General features: G+C 73.4%; 17 protein-coding genes and 1 riboswitch. Of the genes, 5 read left to right on the forward strand and 12 right to left on the reverse strand.

The genetic code is table 11. The features are described 5' to 3' along the window. The 4 genes from ACFQQJ_RS13800 to ACFQQJ_RS13815 all read left to right on the forward strand — a co-directional run bounded on the left by ACFQQJ_RS13800 (position 1) and on the right by ACFQQJ_RS13815 (position 3,459). Positions 1-930: a hypothetical protein gene (locus tag ACFQQJ_RS13800; protein WP_377107281.1), complete on the forward strand. Its 930-nt coding sequence runs from the start codon at positions 1-3 to the stop codon at positions 928-930. Positions 931-968: 38 nt separating this feature from the next. After that, complete coding sequence (locus ACFQQJ_RS13805) at positions 969-1,844, forward strand: PHP domain-containing protein (RefSeq protein ID WP_377107283.1); 876 nt, start codon at positions 969-971, stop codon at positions 1,842-1,844. A gap of 46 nt (positions 1,845-1,890) precedes the next feature. Continuing rightward, on the forward strand, positions 1,891-3,003 hold the full coding sequence (trpS, locus tag ACFQQJ_RS13810; protein ID WP_377107284.1) for a tryptophan--tRNA ligase: 1,113 nt from the start codon (positions 1,891-1,893) through the stop codon (positions 3,001-3,003). A gap of 68 nt (positions 3,004-3,071) precedes the next feature. Beyond that, positions 3,072-3,136, forward strand: a riboswitch (guanidine-III (ykkC-III) riboswitch). A gap of 8 nt (positions 3,137-3,144) precedes the next feature. Then, a complete protein-coding gene (locus ACFQQJ_RS13815) occupies positions 3,145-3,459 on the forward strand; it encodes a DMT family transporter (protein WP_377107285.1) in 315 nt (104 codons plus the stop codon). Here the strand turns inward: ACFQQJ_RS13815 and ACFQQJ_RS13820 are convergent. Next, positions 3,443-3,832, reverse strand: coding sequence for a DUF1801 domain-containing protein (locus ACFQQJ_RS13820; RefSeq protein ID WP_377107286.1), 390 nt, complete (start codon positions 3,830-3,832; stop codon positions 3,443-3,445). The two genes, ACFQQJ_RS13815 and ACFQQJ_RS13820, sit on opposite strands and share 17 nt — an antisense overlap. Positions 3,833-3,920: 88 nt before the next feature. Between ACFQQJ_RS13820 and ACFQQJ_RS13825 the strand changes: the two genes are divergently transcribed. Then, entirely contained in the window at positions 3,921-4,538 is a 618-nt protein-coding gene (locus tag ACFQQJ_RS13825; RefSeq protein WP_377107287.1) for a nucleoside deaminase, read from the forward strand. 49 nt (positions 4,539-4,587) lie between these two features. On the opposite strand, the gene ACFQQJ_RS13830 is transcribed toward ACFQQJ_RS13825, so the two are convergent. The 11 genes from ACFQQJ_RS13830 to ACFQQJ_RS13880 form a co-directional block, all read right to left on the reverse strand. Further along, entirely contained in the window at positions 4,588-6,141 is a 1,554-nt protein-coding gene (locus ACFQQJ_RS13830) for a DEAD/DEAH box helicase (protein WP_377107519.1), read from the reverse strand. A 182-nt stretch (positions 6,142-6,323) separates the two neighbouring features. Continuing rightward, on the reverse strand, positions 6,324-7,181 hold the full coding sequence (locus tag ACFQQJ_RS13835; RefSeq protein ID WP_377107288.1) for a serine protein kinase RIO: 858 nt from the start codon (positions 7,179-7,181) through the stop codon (positions 6,324-6,326). Positions 7,182-7,395: 214 nt separating this feature from the next. Beyond that, on the reverse strand, positions 7,396-7,620 hold the full coding sequence (locus ACFQQJ_RS13840) for a DUF3107 domain-containing protein (RefSeq protein WP_377107289.1): 225 nt from the start codon (positions 7,618-7,620) through the stop codon (positions 7,396-7,398). A 112-nt stretch (positions 7,621-7,732) separates the two neighbouring features. Next, complete coding sequence (locus ACFQQJ_RS13845; RefSeq protein WP_377107290.1) at positions 7,733-8,710, reverse strand: FHA domain-containing protein; 978 nt, start codon at positions 8,708-8,710, stop codon at positions 7,733-7,735. 1 nt (position 8,711) lies between these two features. Then, positions 8,712-9,992 (reverse strand): VWA domain-containing protein, encoded by a 1,281-nt coding sequence (locus ACFQQJ_RS13850; protein ID WP_377107291.1) that lies wholly within the window; start codon positions 9,990-9,992, stop codon positions 8,712-8,714. Beyond that, the gene (locus tag ACFQQJ_RS13855; protein WP_377107292.1) at positions 9,985-11,109 is read right to left on the reverse strand and encodes a PP2C family serine/threonine-protein phosphatase; all 1,125 of its coding nucleotides are present in this window, start codon (positions 11,107-11,109) and stop codon (positions 9,985-9,987) included. The genes ACFQQJ_RS13850 and ACFQQJ_RS13855 overlap by 8 nt, the downstream gene beginning before the upstream one ends. Next, positions 11,106-13,409 (reverse strand): tetratricopeptide repeat protein, encoded by a 2,304-nt coding sequence (locus ACFQQJ_RS13860; protein ID WP_377107293.1) that lies wholly within the window; start codon positions 13,407-13,409, stop codon positions 11,106-11,108. The genes ACFQQJ_RS13855 and ACFQQJ_RS13860 overlap by 4 nt, the downstream gene beginning before the upstream one ends. Beyond that, a complete protein-coding gene (locus tag ACFQQJ_RS13865) occupies positions 13,406-14,533 on the reverse strand; it encodes a hypothetical protein (RefSeq protein ID WP_377107294.1) in 1,128 nt (375 codons plus the stop codon). Before ACFQQJ_RS13865 ends, ACFQQJ_RS13860 begins: the two co-directional genes overlap by 4 nt. Next, a complete protein-coding gene (locus ACFQQJ_RS13870; protein ID WP_377107295.1) occupies positions 14,530-15,759 on the reverse strand; it encodes a hypothetical protein in 1,230 nt (409 codons plus the stop codon). Before ACFQQJ_RS13870 ends, ACFQQJ_RS13865 begins: the two co-directional genes overlap by 4 nt. Beyond that, the gene (locus ACFQQJ_RS13875; RefSeq protein WP_377107296.1) at positions 15,756-17,363 is read right to left on the reverse strand and encodes an AAA family ATPase; all 1,608 of its coding nucleotides are present in this window, start codon (positions 17,361-17,363) and stop codon (positions 15,756-15,758) included. The genes ACFQQJ_RS13870 and ACFQQJ_RS13875 overlap by 4 nt, the downstream gene beginning before the upstream one ends. Continuing rightward, positions 17,360-17,914, reverse strand: a complete 555-nt coding sequence (locus ACFQQJ_RS13880) for a hypothetical protein (protein ID WP_377107298.1) — start codon at positions 17,912-17,914, stop codon at positions 17,360-17,362. Before ACFQQJ_RS13880 ends, ACFQQJ_RS13875 begins: the two co-directional genes overlap by 4 nt. Position 17,915 lies beyond the last annotated feature (1 nt).

Here is a 17,915-nt window from a genome sequence, read left to right on the forward strand (position 1 = left end):
GTGCGGCTCGTGACGTCCTCGGGGGACGCGGCCCTGTCCGCGTGGTGCCGTGAGCACCTGGGTTCCGGCGCCGCGCGGGTCTTCTTCGAGGCGTCGTCGATGTCCAGGGTGCGCGGGGTGCTCCTCGAGGACGGTCGCCGGATCGCCGTCAAGGAACGCGAGGCGTCCGGACGGGTGCTGGCCTGCGCCCGTGCGCAGCGCGCGGCGGCGACCGCCGGCATCGACTGTCCGGCCCTTCTCCTGGGCCCGGTCGGCCTCGCGCCCGGCACGTGGGTCACGGTCGAGGAGTGGCGCGAGGACGGGTCGCCAGAACTCCCTCCGGCGGCACCCGAGCGGTACGCGGCACTGCTGCGGTGCCTCGTGGTCGCGCTGGCCGACGCGGAGCCGGAGGCGTTCGCGCCGCCGCCGCCGTGGGCGTGGTACGACCACGACGCCGCGGGACGGACCTGGCCGCCCGCCGCGTCCGACCGCTGGGACCCGCACCGCGCGGGCGCCGTCCCCCCGGAGCTGGTGCGGCTGGCCGCCGCGGCGCGCGAGCGCCTCCTGGCCGACACGCCGCCGCCGGTGGTGGGCCACTCCGACCTCAACGGGCTGAACGTGCGCTGGAGGCCGGACGGCTCCCCGATCGTGCACGACTGGGACTCCCTCGCCGCGCGGCCCGAATGCGTGCTGGCCGGCATCCTCGCCGCGAACCACGTCGAGCGGCCCGGAGCCGGGGCGATCGCCTCGCTACCCGTCACCGGCCGGCTCCTCGACCACTACGAGGAACGCCGGCCCTTCAGCGACGTGGAGCGGGAACTCGCCTGGGCGGCCGGCGTGGCGGTGGCGTCCTACAACGCTGCCTTCGAGTACCTCCACGGGCAGCCGGGCCCGGTGGCCCGCCGACTGGCGTCCGACGGCGCCGAGCGGCTGCGCCGGGCCGGCCTGTGACCCTCGCCCGTCACGGGTCCTGCTGGCAGGATGCGGGGATGCGCATCGACCTCCACACCCACAGCTCGGTCTCCGACGGCACGGACGCGCCGGCGGAGCTCGTCGCCGAGGCCGCACGGGCAGGCGTGGACGTGATCGCCCTGTGCGACCACGACACGTTCGACGGCCTCGCGGTGGCCGTGGCCGCGGGGCAGCGCCTCGGGGTGTCGGTGCTGCACGGGATCGAGATCTCCGCACAGCACCACGGGGTGTCGGTGCACCTGCTCGGCTACGGCTGCCGGATCGACGATCCCGCGCTGGCCGACGAGCTCGCGCGGATCCGCCAGGGACGCAGCGGCCGCGTGCCCGCGATGCTCGAGCGCCTCTCCCGGGCCGGCATGCCGGTGCCGCGCGAGGTACTGGACCGCTACGTCGGCGACAGCCCCTCGATCGGGCGCCCGCACCTCGCCGACGCGATGGTCGAGCTCGGCTACGTGAGCGACCGCAGGGAGGCTTTCGACCGCTACCTCGCCGACGGCGGCCCCATCTTCGTCGGCCGCTACGCCACTCCGCTGGGGCGCGGGCTCGACCTCGTGCGTGACGCGGGGGGAGTCGCGGTGATCGCCCACCCGTGGGGACGGGTCAGTCGCGACGAGCTGCCTGCGTCGTTGCTGGGCCGACTGGCGGCGTCCGGGCGGCTGGACGGCGTGGAGGTCGACCACCAGGACCACGACCCGTCCACCCGTGCCGAGCTGCGCGCGCTCGCGTCCGGGCTGGGGTTGCTCACGACCGGCTCGTCGGACTACCACGGCGCGGGCAAGAAGGACCACGACCTGGCCTGCAACACGACCGCCCCCGAGGTGCTCGCCGAGATCGGCGCCCGGGTGGCCGCACGCGGAGGGCTGCTCGTCGGGGAGCCCCCGGCTTCGGTGTAAAGTCACCAGTCGGCTCCCGAACGACCTCCACGAAGGCAGTGCACCCATGACCGACCAGCCCCTTGACGCCGGGGAACAGCTCGCCGCCTCCACCTCGGAGGCATCGCTGCGGCGGACGGAGGCGCGCAGCGCCGAGATCGAGGCGCAGATCGCGAAGGACCCCTCCGGCTTCCGCGTGATGACCGGCGACCGGCCCACCGGGAACCTGCACCTGGGGCACTACTTCGGCTCGCTGGCCAACCGGGTGCGCATCCAGGACGCGGGCGTGGAGACCTTCATCCTGATCGCGGACTACCAGGTGATCACCGACCGCGACGGCACGGGCCCGATCAAGGAGCGCGTGCTCGGGATGCTGGCCGACTACCTCGCGATCGGGCTCGACCCGGCGAGGACCGTCATCTACGCGCACTCCGCCGTGCCGTCGCTGAACCAGCTGATGCTGCCCTTCCTCTCGCTGGTCACCGACGCCGAGCTGCGTCGCAACCCGACGGTGAAGGCCGAGCTGGAGGCCACCGGTGACCGGCCGATGTCGGGCCTGCTGCTGACCTACCCCGTGCACCAGGCGGCGGACATCCTGTTCTGCAAGGCCAACCTGGTCCCGGTCGGGAAGGACCAGCTGCCGCACCTGGAGCAGACGCGGGTGGTCGCCCGCCGGTTCGACGAGCGCTATGGACGCGTCGATCCGGCACGTCCGGTGTTCCCCCAGGCGGAGGCGCTGCTGTCGAAGGCGTCCACCGTCCTCGGGCTCGACGGCACCAAGATGAGCAAGACCAAGGGCAACGTGATCGAGATCGGCATGGACGCCGACACCACCGCCCGGCTGATCAAGAAGGCCGTCACCGATTCCGACCGCCACATCACCTACGATCCGGAGAACCGGCCCGAGGTGTCGAACCTCCTGATGCTCGCCTCCCTGTGCACCCACCGTGAGCCGGCGGAGATCGCGGCGGAGATCGGCGACGGTGGCGGTGGCGGCCTGAAGCGGCTGGTCACCGAGGCCGTCAACGAGTTCTTCGCCCCGATCCGGGCCCGTCGGGTCGAGCTGGCCGCCGACCCCGGCTACCTGTGGGACGTGCTCCGCCGCGGCAACGCCGTCGCCAACGAGGTGGGCGATGCGACGCTCGCCGAGGTGCGCGCGGCGATGAACATGGACTACTGAGGGCCCACGACGGCGCTCGCGGGACACTGGCCGGCTTGGTCGCCCGACGGCTGTGTGGGACAGTGGAGGCCAGGTCCTCGGCGAGGACCCCGGACGAGGGAGCCGTACCCGGTGTGCGACAAGACGGCCTGAGAGGTCGTCATGTCCTGGGTCGTACTCGTCCTTGCCGGTATCGCGGAGGCGGTGTGGGCCATCGCGCTCGCCCGCACCGACGGCTTCACCCGCTGGGGCCCGGTCACGGTGTTCCTCGTCGCCCTCGTGCTGAGCATGGCGGGGCTGGCCTACGCCATGCGCTCCCTGCCGACCGGCACCGCCTACGCGGTCTGGGTCGGCATCGGCGCCGCGCTCACCGTGGGCTACGGGATGGTCACCGGCACCGAGTCGGTGTCGGTGTGGCGGGTCGTGTTCCTCGCCCTGATCGTCGGCGGAGTGGTGGGCCTCAAGGCCGTCGAGTGAGGCGGCGCCACCCGCCCGCACGGTTGTTCGCGACGACGGCCCTGAGCAGGGTCGCCAGCGGCTCGCGACGAACCACCTCCCCTTCGCGGAACTGGATCGACCGTGCCGTCGCGTTGCCCTGCCCCTGGTTGATGAGCCCGTCGGGGTCGGGCGCGATCGGGTCGTAGACGAACAGGTTGAGGTGGTCGCGTGCGCCGAGGAACGCGCAGACGTTGCCCTCGCAGGTGAAGTAGGGCAGGCGGGTGCGCTTGATCGTCTCCTCGATGCCGGGATCCGCCTCGTGGATGATTTCGCGGAGCTCGGCCGCGAGGTCCTGCTGCCAGCCGGGCAGCGTGGCCAGGTACTCGTCGACCCGCGTGTCCCTGGTCCCCATGGCATCCCGTCTTCGACGTCGCGTTGGTGCCCACGATCCTGCCCGATCGTGCGCCGCCCTACGATGGAGATGTCTACGGAGGCGCGCCATGAGCACGGCGTTGAGAACCCGCTTCCAGGCCGAGATCCCGGACTGGGTCGTGGCGGAGGTTTCCGCGGCCGGGGAAGTCCTGGGCGGCCTCGAGGAGCGCATGGCGCTGGCCAACCGGCTGGCCCGGCTCAATGTCCGCGACGGTGGCGGCGGGCCGTTCGCCGCGCTCGTCGTGGAGCGGGACGGTGGCCGCGTCCTCTCGGCGGGGGTGAACCGGGTGCTGGCCGCCAACCTTTCGGTGGCGCACGCAGAAGTGGTGGCGCTGAGCCTGGCCCAGCAACGCCGCGGCACCTGGGACCTCGGTGCGCGCGGGTTCCCCGCGACCGAGCTCGTCGTGAACTGGCGACCGTGCCTGCAGTGCTGCGGCGCTGCGCTCTGGGCGGGCGTCTCCCACATCGTGATCCCGGACGACTCCGGGGAGATGGAGCGCATCACCGGGTTCGACGAGGGCCCGGTCGTGGAGGACTGGATCGGCCAGTTCGCCCGCCGCGGCATCGAGGTCACCCGCGGGGTCGGGTTGACCGAGGCGCTCGCGGTGTTCCGCGACTACGCCGGGTGGGTGGCCCGCGGGAACGCGGTGGTCTACAACGCGCGCGGCACGGGCCTCAACGTGTGACAGTGGTGCGCGCGACGGGCCGAACGCCGCCGCGCGTCCGAGGACGGGCTCAGCCGACCTCGACCTGCTCACCCTGGCGCTGGGCACCCTCACCCTGGGCGCCCTCGCGCTGGCCGCCGGAGCGGCGGCGGCGACGGCGACGGGGCGCAGACCCTGCAGCGCCATCCGTGCCCTCCACCTCCGGGGCAGGGGCCACATCTCCGCCGGGCGTCGCGGCACCGGACGCGGCCTCGCCGTCGACCGGCTGGCCGTTGCGCAGGCGGCGACGGCTGCGATCGCGCGGGGGACGCTGCGCGCGCTCCTCGCGCGGCCGGTCGCGGTGGCGGTCCTCCTTCGGCTCACGCGGGGCGGCGTCGACGAGGCGTCCCCGGGTGCCCTCGGGGATGTCGAGGTCCTCGAACAGGTGCGGGGAGGTCGAGTAGGTCTCGAGGAGCTCCGGGAAGTGCAGGTCGAGCGCACGGTTGATGACCTTCCACCGTGTGACGTCCTGCCAGTCGACGAGCGTCACCGCGATGCCCTTGGCGCCGGCCCGGCCGGTGCGGCCGATGCGGTGCACGTAGGTCATCTCCGAGTCCGGGCACTCGTAGTTGATCACGTGGCTGACGTCGTTGATGTCGATGCCGCGGGCTGCCACGTCGGTGGCGACCAGGACCGACACCTTGCCGTCGCGGAACTTCTTGAGCGCCTTCTCGCGGGCCACCTGGTTGAGGTCGCCGTGGATCGAGGTGGCCTTGAAGCCGCGGTCCTCCAGTTCGTCGGAGAGCCGCTGGGCCGCGCGCTTGGTGCGGGTGAAGATCATCGTCCGCGTGCAGGACGGGGACTGCAGGATGCGTCCCACGATCTCGGGCTTGTCGAGGTCGTGCGCCTGGTAGACGAACTGGGTGGTGTCGGGCACGGTGAGCTGCGAGTCGTGGGTCTCGGCGCGCACGTTCACCGGCTGGTTCAGGTGCATCCGGGCCAGCGCGACGACCGCGGCCGGCATGGTGGCACTGAAGAGCAGGGTCTGCCGCGACTTCGGCGTCCGGCTGATCAGCCGCTCGACGTCGGGCAGGAAGCCCAGGTCGAGCATCTCGTCGGCCTCGTCGAGCACCAGCACCCGCACCTGGGACAGGTCGAGCGAGCGGCGGCTCACCAGGTCGAGCAGGCGACCGGGCGTGCCCACCACGACATCGACCCCGGTGGAGAGGTTGTCGAGCTGGATCTCGTAGCCGACGCCGCCGTAGACGGTGAGCACACGCGCGTGCCGCACGGTGGACGCGTCGGCGAGGTCGCGCGCCACCTGGAGCGCGAGCTCACGGGTGGGGCACATGACCAGCGCCTGCGGCGCGCCGGGCTTGGCCAGCTCGTCGTAGCCGGGGTCGGTCGGGACCGTGATCCGCTGGAGCAGGCTGATGCCGAACGCCAGGGTCTTGCCGGTGCCCGTGCGCGCCTGGCCGATCATGTCAGTGCCGGCGATGGCGATCGGGATGGCGAGCGCCTGGATCGGGAACGGGTGGGTGATGCCCAGGGTGGCGAGGGCTTCGGTGATCTCGGGAATGACGCCCAGGTCGGCGAAGGTGTGCTCCGCGTCCGCCTTGGGCAGGTGGTCAGGCGTTTCGGTCAGGGTCTTGCCTTATCTGTTGCTGCGGCCGAGGTGGCGCAGGCGTACGGAACCGCCGGCGGCACTCTCTCGGCCGCTCGAGGCGGGCGCGCACGTGGGGGTGCGGCGTGAACAGTCTAGCGGCAGCACCGCCCGGCCCGAATCCGGCACCCCGCGGGGGCCGGATCCGGGCACCGCGGCGGGCGCTACCAGGCGTGCGCGAGGAGTTCGGCCAGCAGCTCGTCTGCGTCCACCGCGAGGCCTCGCGCGGTGAACCACCCGGTGACGTTCGCGCAGTCCCGGTGCAGGAACTCGACGGCGTTCGGGTTGGCCACCAGGTCGACCAGCTGCGGGACGTCGATGATCACCAGGCGTGGCTCGGGGTCGTCGGCGTCCGCGACGAGCAGGTTGAACGGGCTGAGGTCGCCGTGCACGACGCCCAGCGCGGTCATCAGGTGCATCGCCTCGCGAACCTGGTGGAACAGCACCTCCAGCTGGGCAGGGGACGGGCGCACCTGGTGCAGTCGCGGGGCGGCCGCGTCCCCGCTCGACACGAACTCGAGCAGCAGCTCCGTGCCGTCGAGCTGGACCGGGTAGGGGACGGGGACTCCCGCCTCGTAGAGACGGTTGAGGGCCCGCCACTCCGCGGCGGCCCACAGGCCCGCGGCCACCGCCCGGCCGAAGCCGGTCTTGCGAGCCATCGCCCGGGTGTCCCGGCTGTTGCGGACGCGCCGGCCCTCGACGTAGCCGGTGTCCCTGTGGAACAGGCGGTGGTCGGAGTCCCGGTAGCGCTTGGCCGCGAGCAGGCAGGACTGCGCGTCGTCGCCGGGCACGGCCCGCTCGAGGAGGAAGACGTCGGCCTCCTTCCCCGTCTTCAGCAGCCCGAGATCGGTGTCGATGGCGGCGGCGGAGGTCACCAGCCACGGCGGACGGGGTTCCGGGCCGCGGCTGGAGCGCTCCACTGAGCCCCACGTCGACCAACGCTGGTCGACGCGCAGGTCTTCGGAGAGCGCGTGGTAAGTCAGGTCGTCCCACTCGACGGGGACGCGACGGTCGTCTGGCAAGGGTGTGTTCTCCTGTGGGAGGAGGCACCCGTGCAAAGGTCAGGCGACGGGGGCCTCGGTTGATGGGGCGTTCGAGAACAGCCCACGAACAGTGGGTGACATCTGTCGAACCTCCCTTCAGCCGAGACGGGGCGCGGTGCGCTCCGACAACGCTAACAGCGTGGCCGGGCCCGCGACAACGGCGCGGGCGGGATCAGGCGGGACCGGGCCGGGCTCACACCGCGCCGAAGCCGACCGGGCGGGCCTTCTCCTGGCCGAGGTCGATGTAGGCGACCTTGTCGGCGGGGACGAGCACCTTGCGGCCCTTCTCGTCGGTGAGCGCGATCAGCGTGCCGTCGGCGAGAGCCTTGCGCAGGTCCGCCTCGACCTCCGCCGCCGTCGCCGTGGTGTCCACCGCGAGCTCGCGGGCCACGTGCTGAATGCCGATCTTGATCTCCACGGTTCCTCCTCCTGGTACGCCTCGCCAAGCTACCAGCGGGTGGCGACCGTGCGGACGCCCGTACGCCCAGAGCGCAAACCGATCCCGGCGCGGGGTCGAAGACCCCTCGCGCTCAGGCCAGGGCCTCCTGCTCGTCGGGGGTGGCACGACGGACGACGATCCGCGTCCAGGCACCGACGTAGATGCGCTGGCCGGGTGTGAGCTCGACGCGTCCCTGCGGGATCGGCATGGCCGGCAGCGGGCCCGCCGGCGAGCCGACGAAGGTGCCGTTGGCCGAGTTCAGGTCCTCGATCCACCAGCGGGTGCCGTCGGTGGACAGCATCGCGTGGCGGCGGCTGCACCCGGTGTCGAGTTCGCAGTCCACGTCCGGGAAGATGCCCCGGCTGTGCGACACCCGGCCGATCAGGTTGCCCTCCTTGACCAGCGGGACGATGTCGGGCAGGCCGGGCGACGGCAACGGGTCCGAGGATCCCTGCGCGGCGTACCAGTCGGGGTCGATCCACAGCTCGGCCACCCACTCCACCCGGGGACGGGCGGGGACGGGTTCCGGCACCGGCGTGGACGGCGCGTCCGCGGGGGCCGGCACCGGGGTGGACGGGCCCTCCGCCGGCACCGGGACCGGCGTGGACGGCACGTCGGCGTCCACACCGACGGGGACGGCCTCGGCGACCGGCTCCGGCGGCGGGGCCTCCGCCACCGCGACCTCGGGTGTTCCTGGCTCTCCCGCCGCCACGTCGGCCGGGGCGTCGTCGGGCTCCGCCGACGGCCCGGTCTCCGGTGCGCCCGGCGGTGTCGCGGCGTCCGCCTCCGGCACGGCAGCCGGGGCGGGAACGGGCGCGCCCGCGGGAACGGGGTCGATCGCGGGGGCGGGCAGCGTCCCGGTGGTGAAGTCGTAGCCGCAGGCCTCGCAGAACAGCGCGTCCGCGACGTTCGGGGTCTGGCAGTGCGGGCAGATCACCGGCGGGGGGACCGCGGCGGAGATCGGCGGCGGCGCCGCCGGAATCCCGGTCTGGCCGCCCGGCACGGGCAGCCCGCAGGTGTCGCAGAAGTCGGTCTGGGCCGTCTGGTGCCCCGCCGGACAGATCGGCATGTCAGCCCCTGATTCGCGTGGTCTTCGTGGACGCCGTGTCCAGGGCCATCTCGTCCGCCTTGTCCACAGCCTTCTTGAGCCTCACCGTACCCGTCCGGGCGTCGGCGATGTCCACGACCTTCCGGAGTTTCGAGGTCGCCTCGACATTGCCGGTCTCGGTCGCCAGCTGGACGGCGCGCCCCAGCTTGGTGGTCGCGGTCGCCTCGTCACCGACGGCCTTCGCAGCGAGGCCCTCCTGGATCACCTGCGCCAGCTCGGCCTGCCCGGTGTAGTGCGCCACCTCGGGGTTGATCTGTGCGGTCAGGTTGGTGTCGGAGGACCACTTGGCCTTGACCAGGCCCTGGGTGAGCAGTTCCGCGCCGACGGCGAGCTGCACCCGCGCGGCGAGCTGCTCCTGGCCGACCGACTTCGCGGCCAGCCGGACGGCGATGTGGTAGTCGCGCTCCTCGTCCGCCCACGCACCGGTCGGGTAGCTCATCGTGAGCTGGTTCACCGGGGTGCCGCGGTGGGTGAGGTCCTCGACGGTGGGGGAGACCTGGCGGATGAACATCACCTGCGCACCCTGCGGGATCCACACGCGCAGGTCGGCGTTGGCCACGCCGCGGGCCATCGAGTTGCGCATCAGCTCGGCGAAGACGGCCCCCATCTGGGACGGGTCGCCGATGATGTCGACGGTACCGAGCATCGCCTGGGCGATCTTGCGGATCTCGGCGACCTTCCAGTCGACGCCGACGCCGCGTGCGTCCACCTGGAAGTCGCCGGCGCAGTTGATGATCGCCTGGTCGAGCTGCTGGGCGGTCTCGTTGTGGTTCTCGCCGTCGGTCAGCAGGATCACGTGCTTCTGGGCGAGGTTGCCGATCGAGGCGAACAGTGCCTTGCAGAGGTTCAGCCAGGTGCCCATCGCCGTTCCGCCCTCGGCGCGGAAGAAGCTGATCTGGCGCCGGGCCTCCGCGCGGGTGCGGGCGTCCATGCGGACCATGCCGGCGCCGGTCTGCACCATCGGGTAGGCGAGGTAGGCCTTGTGGTTGCCCGCGACGACGGCGAAGAACGTGCCGTCCAGGATGTGGTCGAGGGCGACCATCGCCGCCTGCTTCGCGGCATTCATGTTCGCGACGCCCATCGAGCCGGAGGTGTCCACCACGATGATCTCGCCGGCGTCTCCGCTGCCCGTGCGGCCGGCGGAGCCGGCGCCGCTGCAGCGGATGGTGACGATCGCGTTGACGTCGGTCCCGCCGTCGGGCAGGAACTCGTTCTGGTAGACCGCGGAGGTGAACTCAGCCATGCTCGCGGTGTGCTCCGTTCTGTGGTTCGGTGGGGGCCGCTCCCAGACTAACCGCCGGTGCGGGGACGCGGGCGAGAGCGACGGTGACGTTGTCCTGGCCGCCCCGGGAGTTCGCCCACTCCAGGAGGCGCTGCGCGACGGCCGCCGGCCCGCCACCGCCGGCGGCCGCGTCGTCCAGCTGCCGGGCCAGCTCGTCGGGGGTGGACGCGTAGTTCCACAGGCCGTCGGAGCACACCAGCAGCCAGCCCGCCGCGGTCACGCGATGTGCACCGGTGCGCGGCACGATGTCGGGCGCGTCCCGTCCCAGCCATTTGGTGATGGCGTGGGCGCGGGGCAGGGCCTCCGCCTCCGCGCGGGGCATGCCCTCCGCGATGAACGCCTGGGCCATCGAGTCGTCCACGCTGAGCAGGACCCGCTCGTCCGCCCCCAGCAGGTAGACCCGGGAGTCGCCGATGTTGGCGAAGTGGACGGTGTCGCCGACGACCACGGCCGCGGCCAGGGTGGCCGACGCGGCGTTCGCGCTGTCGGGGGCCGTGGTCTCGACCACCGCGCGGTTCGCGCTCTCGGTGGCCTCGACCAGCGCCCGGGCCCAGTCGTCACCGGTCGGGACGCCCCCGGCGGAGGCGAGTGCTGCCAGGACGTCGCGGGCGCGCTCGGCCGCCGCCTGGGAGGCGACGTCGGAGTCGACGCTGGTGGACACGCCGTCGCAGACCACGAGCACCGCGCGGTCGTCCCCGGCCCACAGGGCCATCGCGTCCTCGTTGCGGTGGTGCTGAAGGCTCCGGTCGCAGACCCCGCCCACCCAGTCCGCGGGGGAGTCGGTGTAGTGGTCGCGGGGGCTGGGCGCCTTCGCGCCGCAGGTCTGGCAGTAGCCGTCCGCGCCGATCGTCCCGCCGCAGGACGCACAGCTGGCCACCTGGCTGGCGCGGACGCCGAGGCGCCGGGTCTGCGTGGACGGGGCGTCCGCGGCCGGCGCGGGAGGCGGCGGGGGCGGGGCCGTCGGCACCAGCGGGGAACCGCAGGCCTCGCAGAACCACGCCGAGGGATCGATCGGGCGGCCGCAGGCGGGGCAGGCGGGCTGGTCGGGGGTCGGGCCGGCGGGTTCGAGATCGCTCACAGCAGGCTCCAGGGACGCAGGGAGTTGGCGAGGTCGACGTAGCCGGCACGCAGCTCCGGGCTCTCGGTGAGCCTGCCGAGCTGGAGATAGGCGGCCACCAGCTCGTCACGCACCATGGGCGGCGTCATGGTGCGATTGCCCAGGTGCAGCGGGCCCTTCTGCGCCAGCGCCATCGCCCGGTCGTAGAGCAGGGCGCGGTACTGCGCCTCCGCCAGCGGGTCCAGACGCGCCTGGGTGATCGCCGAGAACGCCTCGTCCAGCCCGGACGCGTCGGTGGCGAGGGTCACCAGGTGCTGTGCCTTCAGTCGTTGCGACTCGGGGTACCCCCGCGAGGTGCTCGGCACGAGCTCCAGGGCAGCGAGGGAGCCGGGCAGGTCGTTGCGGGCCGCCCGCACGCGGGCCAGACCGAACGCCGCCGGCGTCACGTAGTTGGCGTCGGTGTTCGCGCAGATCCGGTACAGGTCCTCTGCGATGTCGTACTCGCCGCCGAGCTCACAGGCCAGGGCGAGCGCGAGCTTGGGGGCGAGTTCCCCGGGGACCTGCCCGTAGACCGCGTTGAACGAGCTCTGGGCTGTCGTGTAGTCCCGGTCCTGGAGCGCCCGCAGGCCCGCCAGCCAGACCGCGCGCCACTCCCACGGGTCGTTGGTCAGCAACCGGTGGACGCATTCGTCGACCAGCTTCGGGTTCCCCGCGTCCAGCGCGGCCTCGCCACGGGCCAGCAGCACCTGAGCGGAGACCGCCGGAGGGGTCGCCAGCGCCTCCAGCCGCTGGACGGGGTCGTCCGCGCTGATCCGCGACAGCCAGCCCGCCTGGGGGTCGGTCGAGTCCGGCCGCAGGCGTGGCAGCTGCCGCTGGTTCCGCTCACCGGCGACCGTCGGAGCCTCGAACAGCACCGACGCGGACGCCGTCGTGGCCACCCCCGGCGTCGCGGCAGCCACCACCTCGCGAAGGACCCCCAGCATCTGGAGCCGCAGTTCCTCGGCCGAGGTGAACCGGTCGTTCGGGTCGGGCGCGCAGCACTTCAGCAGCAGCCGGTACAGCGAGTCGTGCGCGGCGATGGCCGGGAGCTCCTCCGCCGGCGGGATCCGGAACTCGTACTCGCCCTGGTAGCCGGGAACCTCCGCGCTGAGCACCATCAGGGTGCGCCCGACGGTGAAGATGTCCGAGGCGACGGACGGGCCGAGCGTGGCGACCTCGGGTGCCTGGAAGCCCACCGTGCCGTAGATGGCCGAGTCGTCGTCGCCGATGTGGCGGACGCCGCCGAGGTCGATGAGCTTGAGGGAGTCGCCGACCTGGATGACGTTCTCGGGCTTGAAGTCGCAGTACAGCAGGCCCAGCTCGTGCAGGTAGCCCAGGGCCGGGAGGATCTCGATCAGGAACGCCAGGGCCTGGTCGACGGGTAGCGGGTCGGCGACACCGCCGTTGGTGGTCATGCGCTGCTTGAGCAGCTGCTTCAGCGACCGCCCGCCGACGTACTCCATCACGATGTAGCCGGCGTCGTCGTGGGTGACGAAGTTGTAGATCTCGACGATCTGCGGGTGCTCCACCCGGGCGAGAAAACGCTGCTCGCCGATGGCGGCCGCCAGGGCGTCCTTGTCACCGGTGTTCAGCAGGCCCTTGAGCACCACCCACCGCCCGGACACGTTGCGGTCCTTGGCCAGGTAGATCCAGCCCATGCCGCCGTGTGCGAGCGCGCCCACCACCTCGTACTGGTTGGCCACGACGTCCCCGGCCCGAAGCTTCACGGTGAACGAGTAGGGGGCGCCGCACGCCGGGCAGAAGCCCTCAGAGCGCGACTCGACCTTGTCGCCGCCCTGGCCGACCTTCGCGCCGCAGCGCGGGCACACCCGGGCGTCCAGCGGCACCTCCGCCCGGGCCAGGACCGCCTTGGCCGGGTCGATCGCCGGCGCCGGCGGCACCCGCGTCAGCCCGGCGCCGATGCGCCCGGTGGTCAGGCGCTCCGCGCTGCTGTGCCGGGTGGGACGACCGCCGAACGACGTGGCCCGCGCCGAGCCCAGGGCGGTGGAGCCGAGGTGGATCGAGGTGCGGGTCACGGTCGAGCGTGCACCGGCCGGTGGCAGCACCGGCGTGGGATCGATGTCGGGCGAGCCGCAGACGTCGCAGTAGCCGTCCACGATGTGGCCCGGACAGCCCGGCTGGCGGCAGTTGCCGGACGGCCGGCTGGACGGACGCGTGCCCGGCACGGCCATCCCGACGGGCATGGTCGAGCCCGGCATGCCACAGACGTCGCAGTAGCCGTCGACGATCGTGCCGGTGCAGCCCGGCTGGCGGCACTTCACGACCGCCCCCGCGAAAGGTGGTCGAGCTGGGCGGAGTAGGCGGCGAGCACCTGCTGCACCACCGGCAGGACGACCGGGGTGGCGGCGAGGCGACGACCGGCGAGCGCGCCCAGCTCGGCGAGGTCGGGATGCCCGGCCACGCCCAGGGCTGCCGCCTTGGCCTGGAGTGCGCCCAGCAGGGACGCGGCGGCGTCGCGGCCGGCGAGGGCGCCGCCGAGGGCGGACTGGATCTCTGCCAGCTGCGCCGCCACGCGTCCCAGCCCCTCCACGTAGCCGACAAGGGCGGTGCGGGTGTTGGGCACGGGGCCCAGGCTGGCCGCGCTCGGCAGTGGGGTCTGCGGTGCCGGCCACACCGACGCGGCGACCTGGGCGGCCAGGGCGCGGACCGCCTGCTCGCGCGCGGTGACGTCGGCCAGCTCCTCGCGGGCGCGGGTCAGCAGGTCGCGCGCCTCGCGGCGCTGGGCGGAACCCACGATGAGGTCACGTTCCAGGCGCGCGGCGTCGATCTCGAGGGTGCCGAGCAACCCGCCGATGTCGCCGCCGCGGGTGCGCTTGTCCGTCAGGTCCTGGGTGCGGGCGGCCAGCCCGGCGAGGCGTGCCTGCGCGGCCGGGGCGAGGGCCGGCGGCTCGAGGGCCGCCTGGTCGCGGATGCGCTCGAGCTGCGCCCGCAGGCCGCGCAGCCGGATCTGCTGCTGCTCGGCGTTGGGGTCCGTGTTCAGCCGCGTGCGCAGCTGTGCCACCAGGGCGTCGCACAGGCGTCCGGCCTCCGGCAGCGACACCGCCATCGACTGGAGCTGGGCGACCTGGCTGCCGGCGGTGTCCAGCCGTCCCCAGATCAGGGCCGAGAGCCGTTCGAGTTCCTGCTGGCCGACGCGCCCGGAGTCCCAGGTGGCGAGCAGCAGGTTCTGCCGGGTCTTGGCCGCCTGCCACAGGGCCAGCGCCAGGGCCATGTCGCCGGTGAGTTCCGCCTGGCGGCCGGAGCCGACGATCTGCTCGTCCAGGGCGTCGAGCTCGGCCCGGCGCACCGCCAGCCAGGTCTCGAGGCGCCCGAGGTACTCCAGCAGGTCGTTGGGGCGGGCGGCGACTCCGAGCTGTCCGGGGGCCGCGGGGGACGTGGTGCTCACCGGTACTCCTGGAGGCGTCGGCCGAGCCCGAGGACGCCGAGGAACGCCCCGGCGAGGGCGACCGCGACGGCCGCGACCAGCTGGATCGCCAGTTCGGTGCCGGCGGACTCGGGGGCGGCCGCGGCGCGCTCGACCGCTGCCGCCGTCTTCTTCGCCGCGCTGTCGAGGAACCCCTCCGTCGCCCCGGCGAGCGACTCCTCGTCGCCGGCGGTGACGGTCGCGGTCGCCGTCGTCCAGTCGCCGTCGCGGAGCGCTCCGACGATCGTGGTGGAGGCTGTCCGGAAGGCCTTGAGGCTGGGGAGGTCCTCGCTCGCCGCGGCATCGGAGGCCGCGGACGTGGCCTCGTCGAGCGCCGTCTGGGAGTCGGCGGTCCACTCGTGCCGCAGGACGCCGGTGGTGAGGACCCGCTGGGCACGGTCGAGCTCGTCGACGGCCGTGGCCACCTGCACGATGTGCCCGAACTGCGTCCCCCGCGCGACCTCGGACGCCTTGGCCGCCGCCGACTGCGCGCCGAGCGCGAGGGCGAGCACCACCACGACGGCGATCCCGGACCCGACCAGGCCCACATTGAGCACCCGGTGGCTCAGCCGGGCGACCAGCCAGCTCGCCCACACGACGACCGCGAGGAGCGCGAGCCCTGGCAGCCAGGCGAGCACGGCGTTGAGGCCGGCCGGACGCACGGTCGCCTCATCGCCGAGGCGCTGCTGGAGCGCCCCGATCCCGTCCAGCACCGTGTCCAGCTGGACGTCGGCAGCGGCGAGCAGCGGGACGGCCTTCGCGCGCGGGTTGCCGGCGGCCGCGGCGAGGGCCTTGCCGTAGCGCACCACGCCCTGGCCGGCCTCGGAGAGCAGGTCGGCGTCCTGCGGCCGCGCCTGGGCGGCCTCGACGAGCAGGCCGGCCGCCGTCGCCACCGCCTCGCCGGCCGCCGCGGAGTGCGTGCCGGCCGCGGGCTCGCCCAGCAGCGCTCCGCGCGCGGCCTCGGTCGCCGCGGTGTTGAGCTGGTGGCGGACGTCGCCCAGGCGCGCGTACTGCTGCGCCAGTTCCGGGGTGGTCGCGAGGTCGGACCGCAGGTCCTGGATCATCCACGCGGCAAGGCCGCCCGCCAGCACGAGCACCAGCGCGACGACGAGCTGGAGCCTGCGCAGCAGTTGCGGCGAGCGGCTCGGTGCCGGCGTCGGGACGCCGGCCGACGGCAGCGACGTGCGTGGCGGCGCGGACGTGGTCACGACGACTCCGTGGGCGCCGCCGGGAACTCGACCGGCCCGACCGGTTCGGCGTCCTCCGGGGGCACCAGCGTGGCCGGCGTGACCGACGGCCGGTCCGGGTCGACGAGGTCTTCCGGCAGCAGGGTCCGCAGCTGTTCCAGTGTCGGCTCGTCCACCTCGCGCAAGCGCCAGGCGTGCCGCCCGATGGCCGCCTCGAGAAGGTTGCGCGCGTAGCGGCCGTTGCCGAAGTTCTCGTCCCGCACCTGCTCGGCAAGCTGCCTGCTGAACTCGTCCAGCACCCCGTCGCCCAGGTCGTAGTCGGACTTGGCGGACATCGAGCCGAAGATGTCGCGCAGCTCGTCGTCGGTGTAGTCGTCGAAGGTGATCGTCGTGCGGAAGCGGCTCGCGAGCCCCGGGTTGTTCGAGATGAAGACCTCCATCGGCACCGGGTACCCGGCGACGATCACGACCAGGTCGTCGCGGTGGTCCTCCATCTCCTTGACCAGGGTGTTGATGGCCTCCTCGCCGTACTGGTCGCCGTTGAGCGAGTACGCCTCGTCGATGAACAGCACGCCGCCGTAGGCCTTCGCGGCCACCTCTGCGGTCTTGATGGCGGTCTGGCCGAGGTAGCCGGCGACCAGCTCGGACCGGTCGACCTCCACCAGCTGGCCCTTGCTGAGCAGGCCGATCGACTTGTAGATGCCGGCCACGAGGCGGGCCACCGTCGTCTTCCCGGTGCCCGGGTTGCCGGTGAAGATCAGGTGACGGGTGATCGTCGGGCTCTTCAGGCCCGCCTTGGTGCGCAGCGCGTCCACCCTCAGGATGGCCGTCTGGCGGCGGATCTCGGACTTCACCCTGGCGAGCCCGATGAGCTCGTCGAGCTCGGCGAGCCATTCTTCGACGGTCTTCTCGGGTTCTGGGGGCGAGGCCGGCTCTGCCGCCTCCTCGGCCGCGAGGGGAGGCGCGGTGGTGGTGGCCGCCGGGTCGGCGGCCTGCGGCGTGGCACCGGCCGGCGGGGGCGGGACGGCGGGGAGCGACGGCGTCGGGAACGCCACGCCGCCCAGGCCGGGGAAGGCGCCGCCGGCCGCCGGGTCGAGGCGGGTCACGTCGAGAAGGCTGTCCTGGCTCGCGCGCAGGCGCGCCAGCACGTCGGTGAGGATCGCCGGGGCCTGCCGCACGAACTCGCGCTGGGCGGCGTCCTGGTCGGGCGAGGAGGGCAGCGTCGGCGCGTGGTGGACGCCGGGAAGTTGCGCGGCCGCGGCGAGGCTCGCCGCGCCGAGGGCGGACGGGCCGGGCTCGCCCAGCGTCGCGGCGGCGTGGCACACGTCGGCCAGTGCGCGCGCGTACCCGGCGGCGTGGGGACCGGAGGAGACGGCCGCCTGGCTGGCCAGCGGGGTGGGAGCCCGCCGGAAGCGGCGCCCACGCACGGCGGCGTCCATGAACGCCTCCGCGGAGCTGTCGACGCCGACCTCGCGGCACCAGTCCAGGAACGCCCCGCGGTTGGACTCGGCCACGGCGGCAGACAGCACGAGGCCCTCCTCGGCCGCGGCGTGCGGGTCCAGGCCCGCGGCGACGGCAGCCCGGGACAGGGCGGCCAGGGCGTCGGACAGCGTCGGCGTGGTCATGCCTCTCCCGGGGTCGTGGCCGGCGGCACCGGCTGCTGCGAGGGGACGTTCAGGTTGAGTTCGGGGGCCTGGGCGTGGCCGAAGCGCTCCTGGAGGAAGCGCCCGTGGCTCACCAGGGCCGCGGCGTCGGTGGTGTTGGCGGCGTCATAGATCGCGTCCATCGTCACCGCGAGCAGGTCGAGCTGGTCGACCAGCAGCAGCAGCGAGGTCTTCCCCCCGTCCACAGGGCGGGAGTCGGCCCAGTCGCGGGGGAGCCGGAGGTAGGCCCCGATCGCCTCCGGCAGGTAGTCGGTGGCCGTGGCCACCACGGAGTAGGAGTCGTAGCTCCCGAGTCCGAGCAGGTCGAGCCGGGGCAGGGTCTTGCGCACCGTCGTGGTCACGCGCAGCGCGCGGGCGCGCACGACCCCCGGCACCGCGGGGTCGGCGACGAGGCGTTCCACGTCGTCGAGCGAGGTGCCGATGTCGGCGGCCGTCGGAGCCGTCGCGGTCGCGCCTTCGGGTGGCGCGACCGGCTGCTCCGCGCGTCCGAGGACCCTGTCCCAGAAGCCCATC

The organism is Propionicimonas sp. T2.31MG-18, assembly GCF_964266745.1.
In the GTDB taxonomy this organism is placed as follows: Bacteria; Actinomycetota; Actinomycetes; order Propionibacteriales; family Propionibacteriaceae; genus Propionicimonas.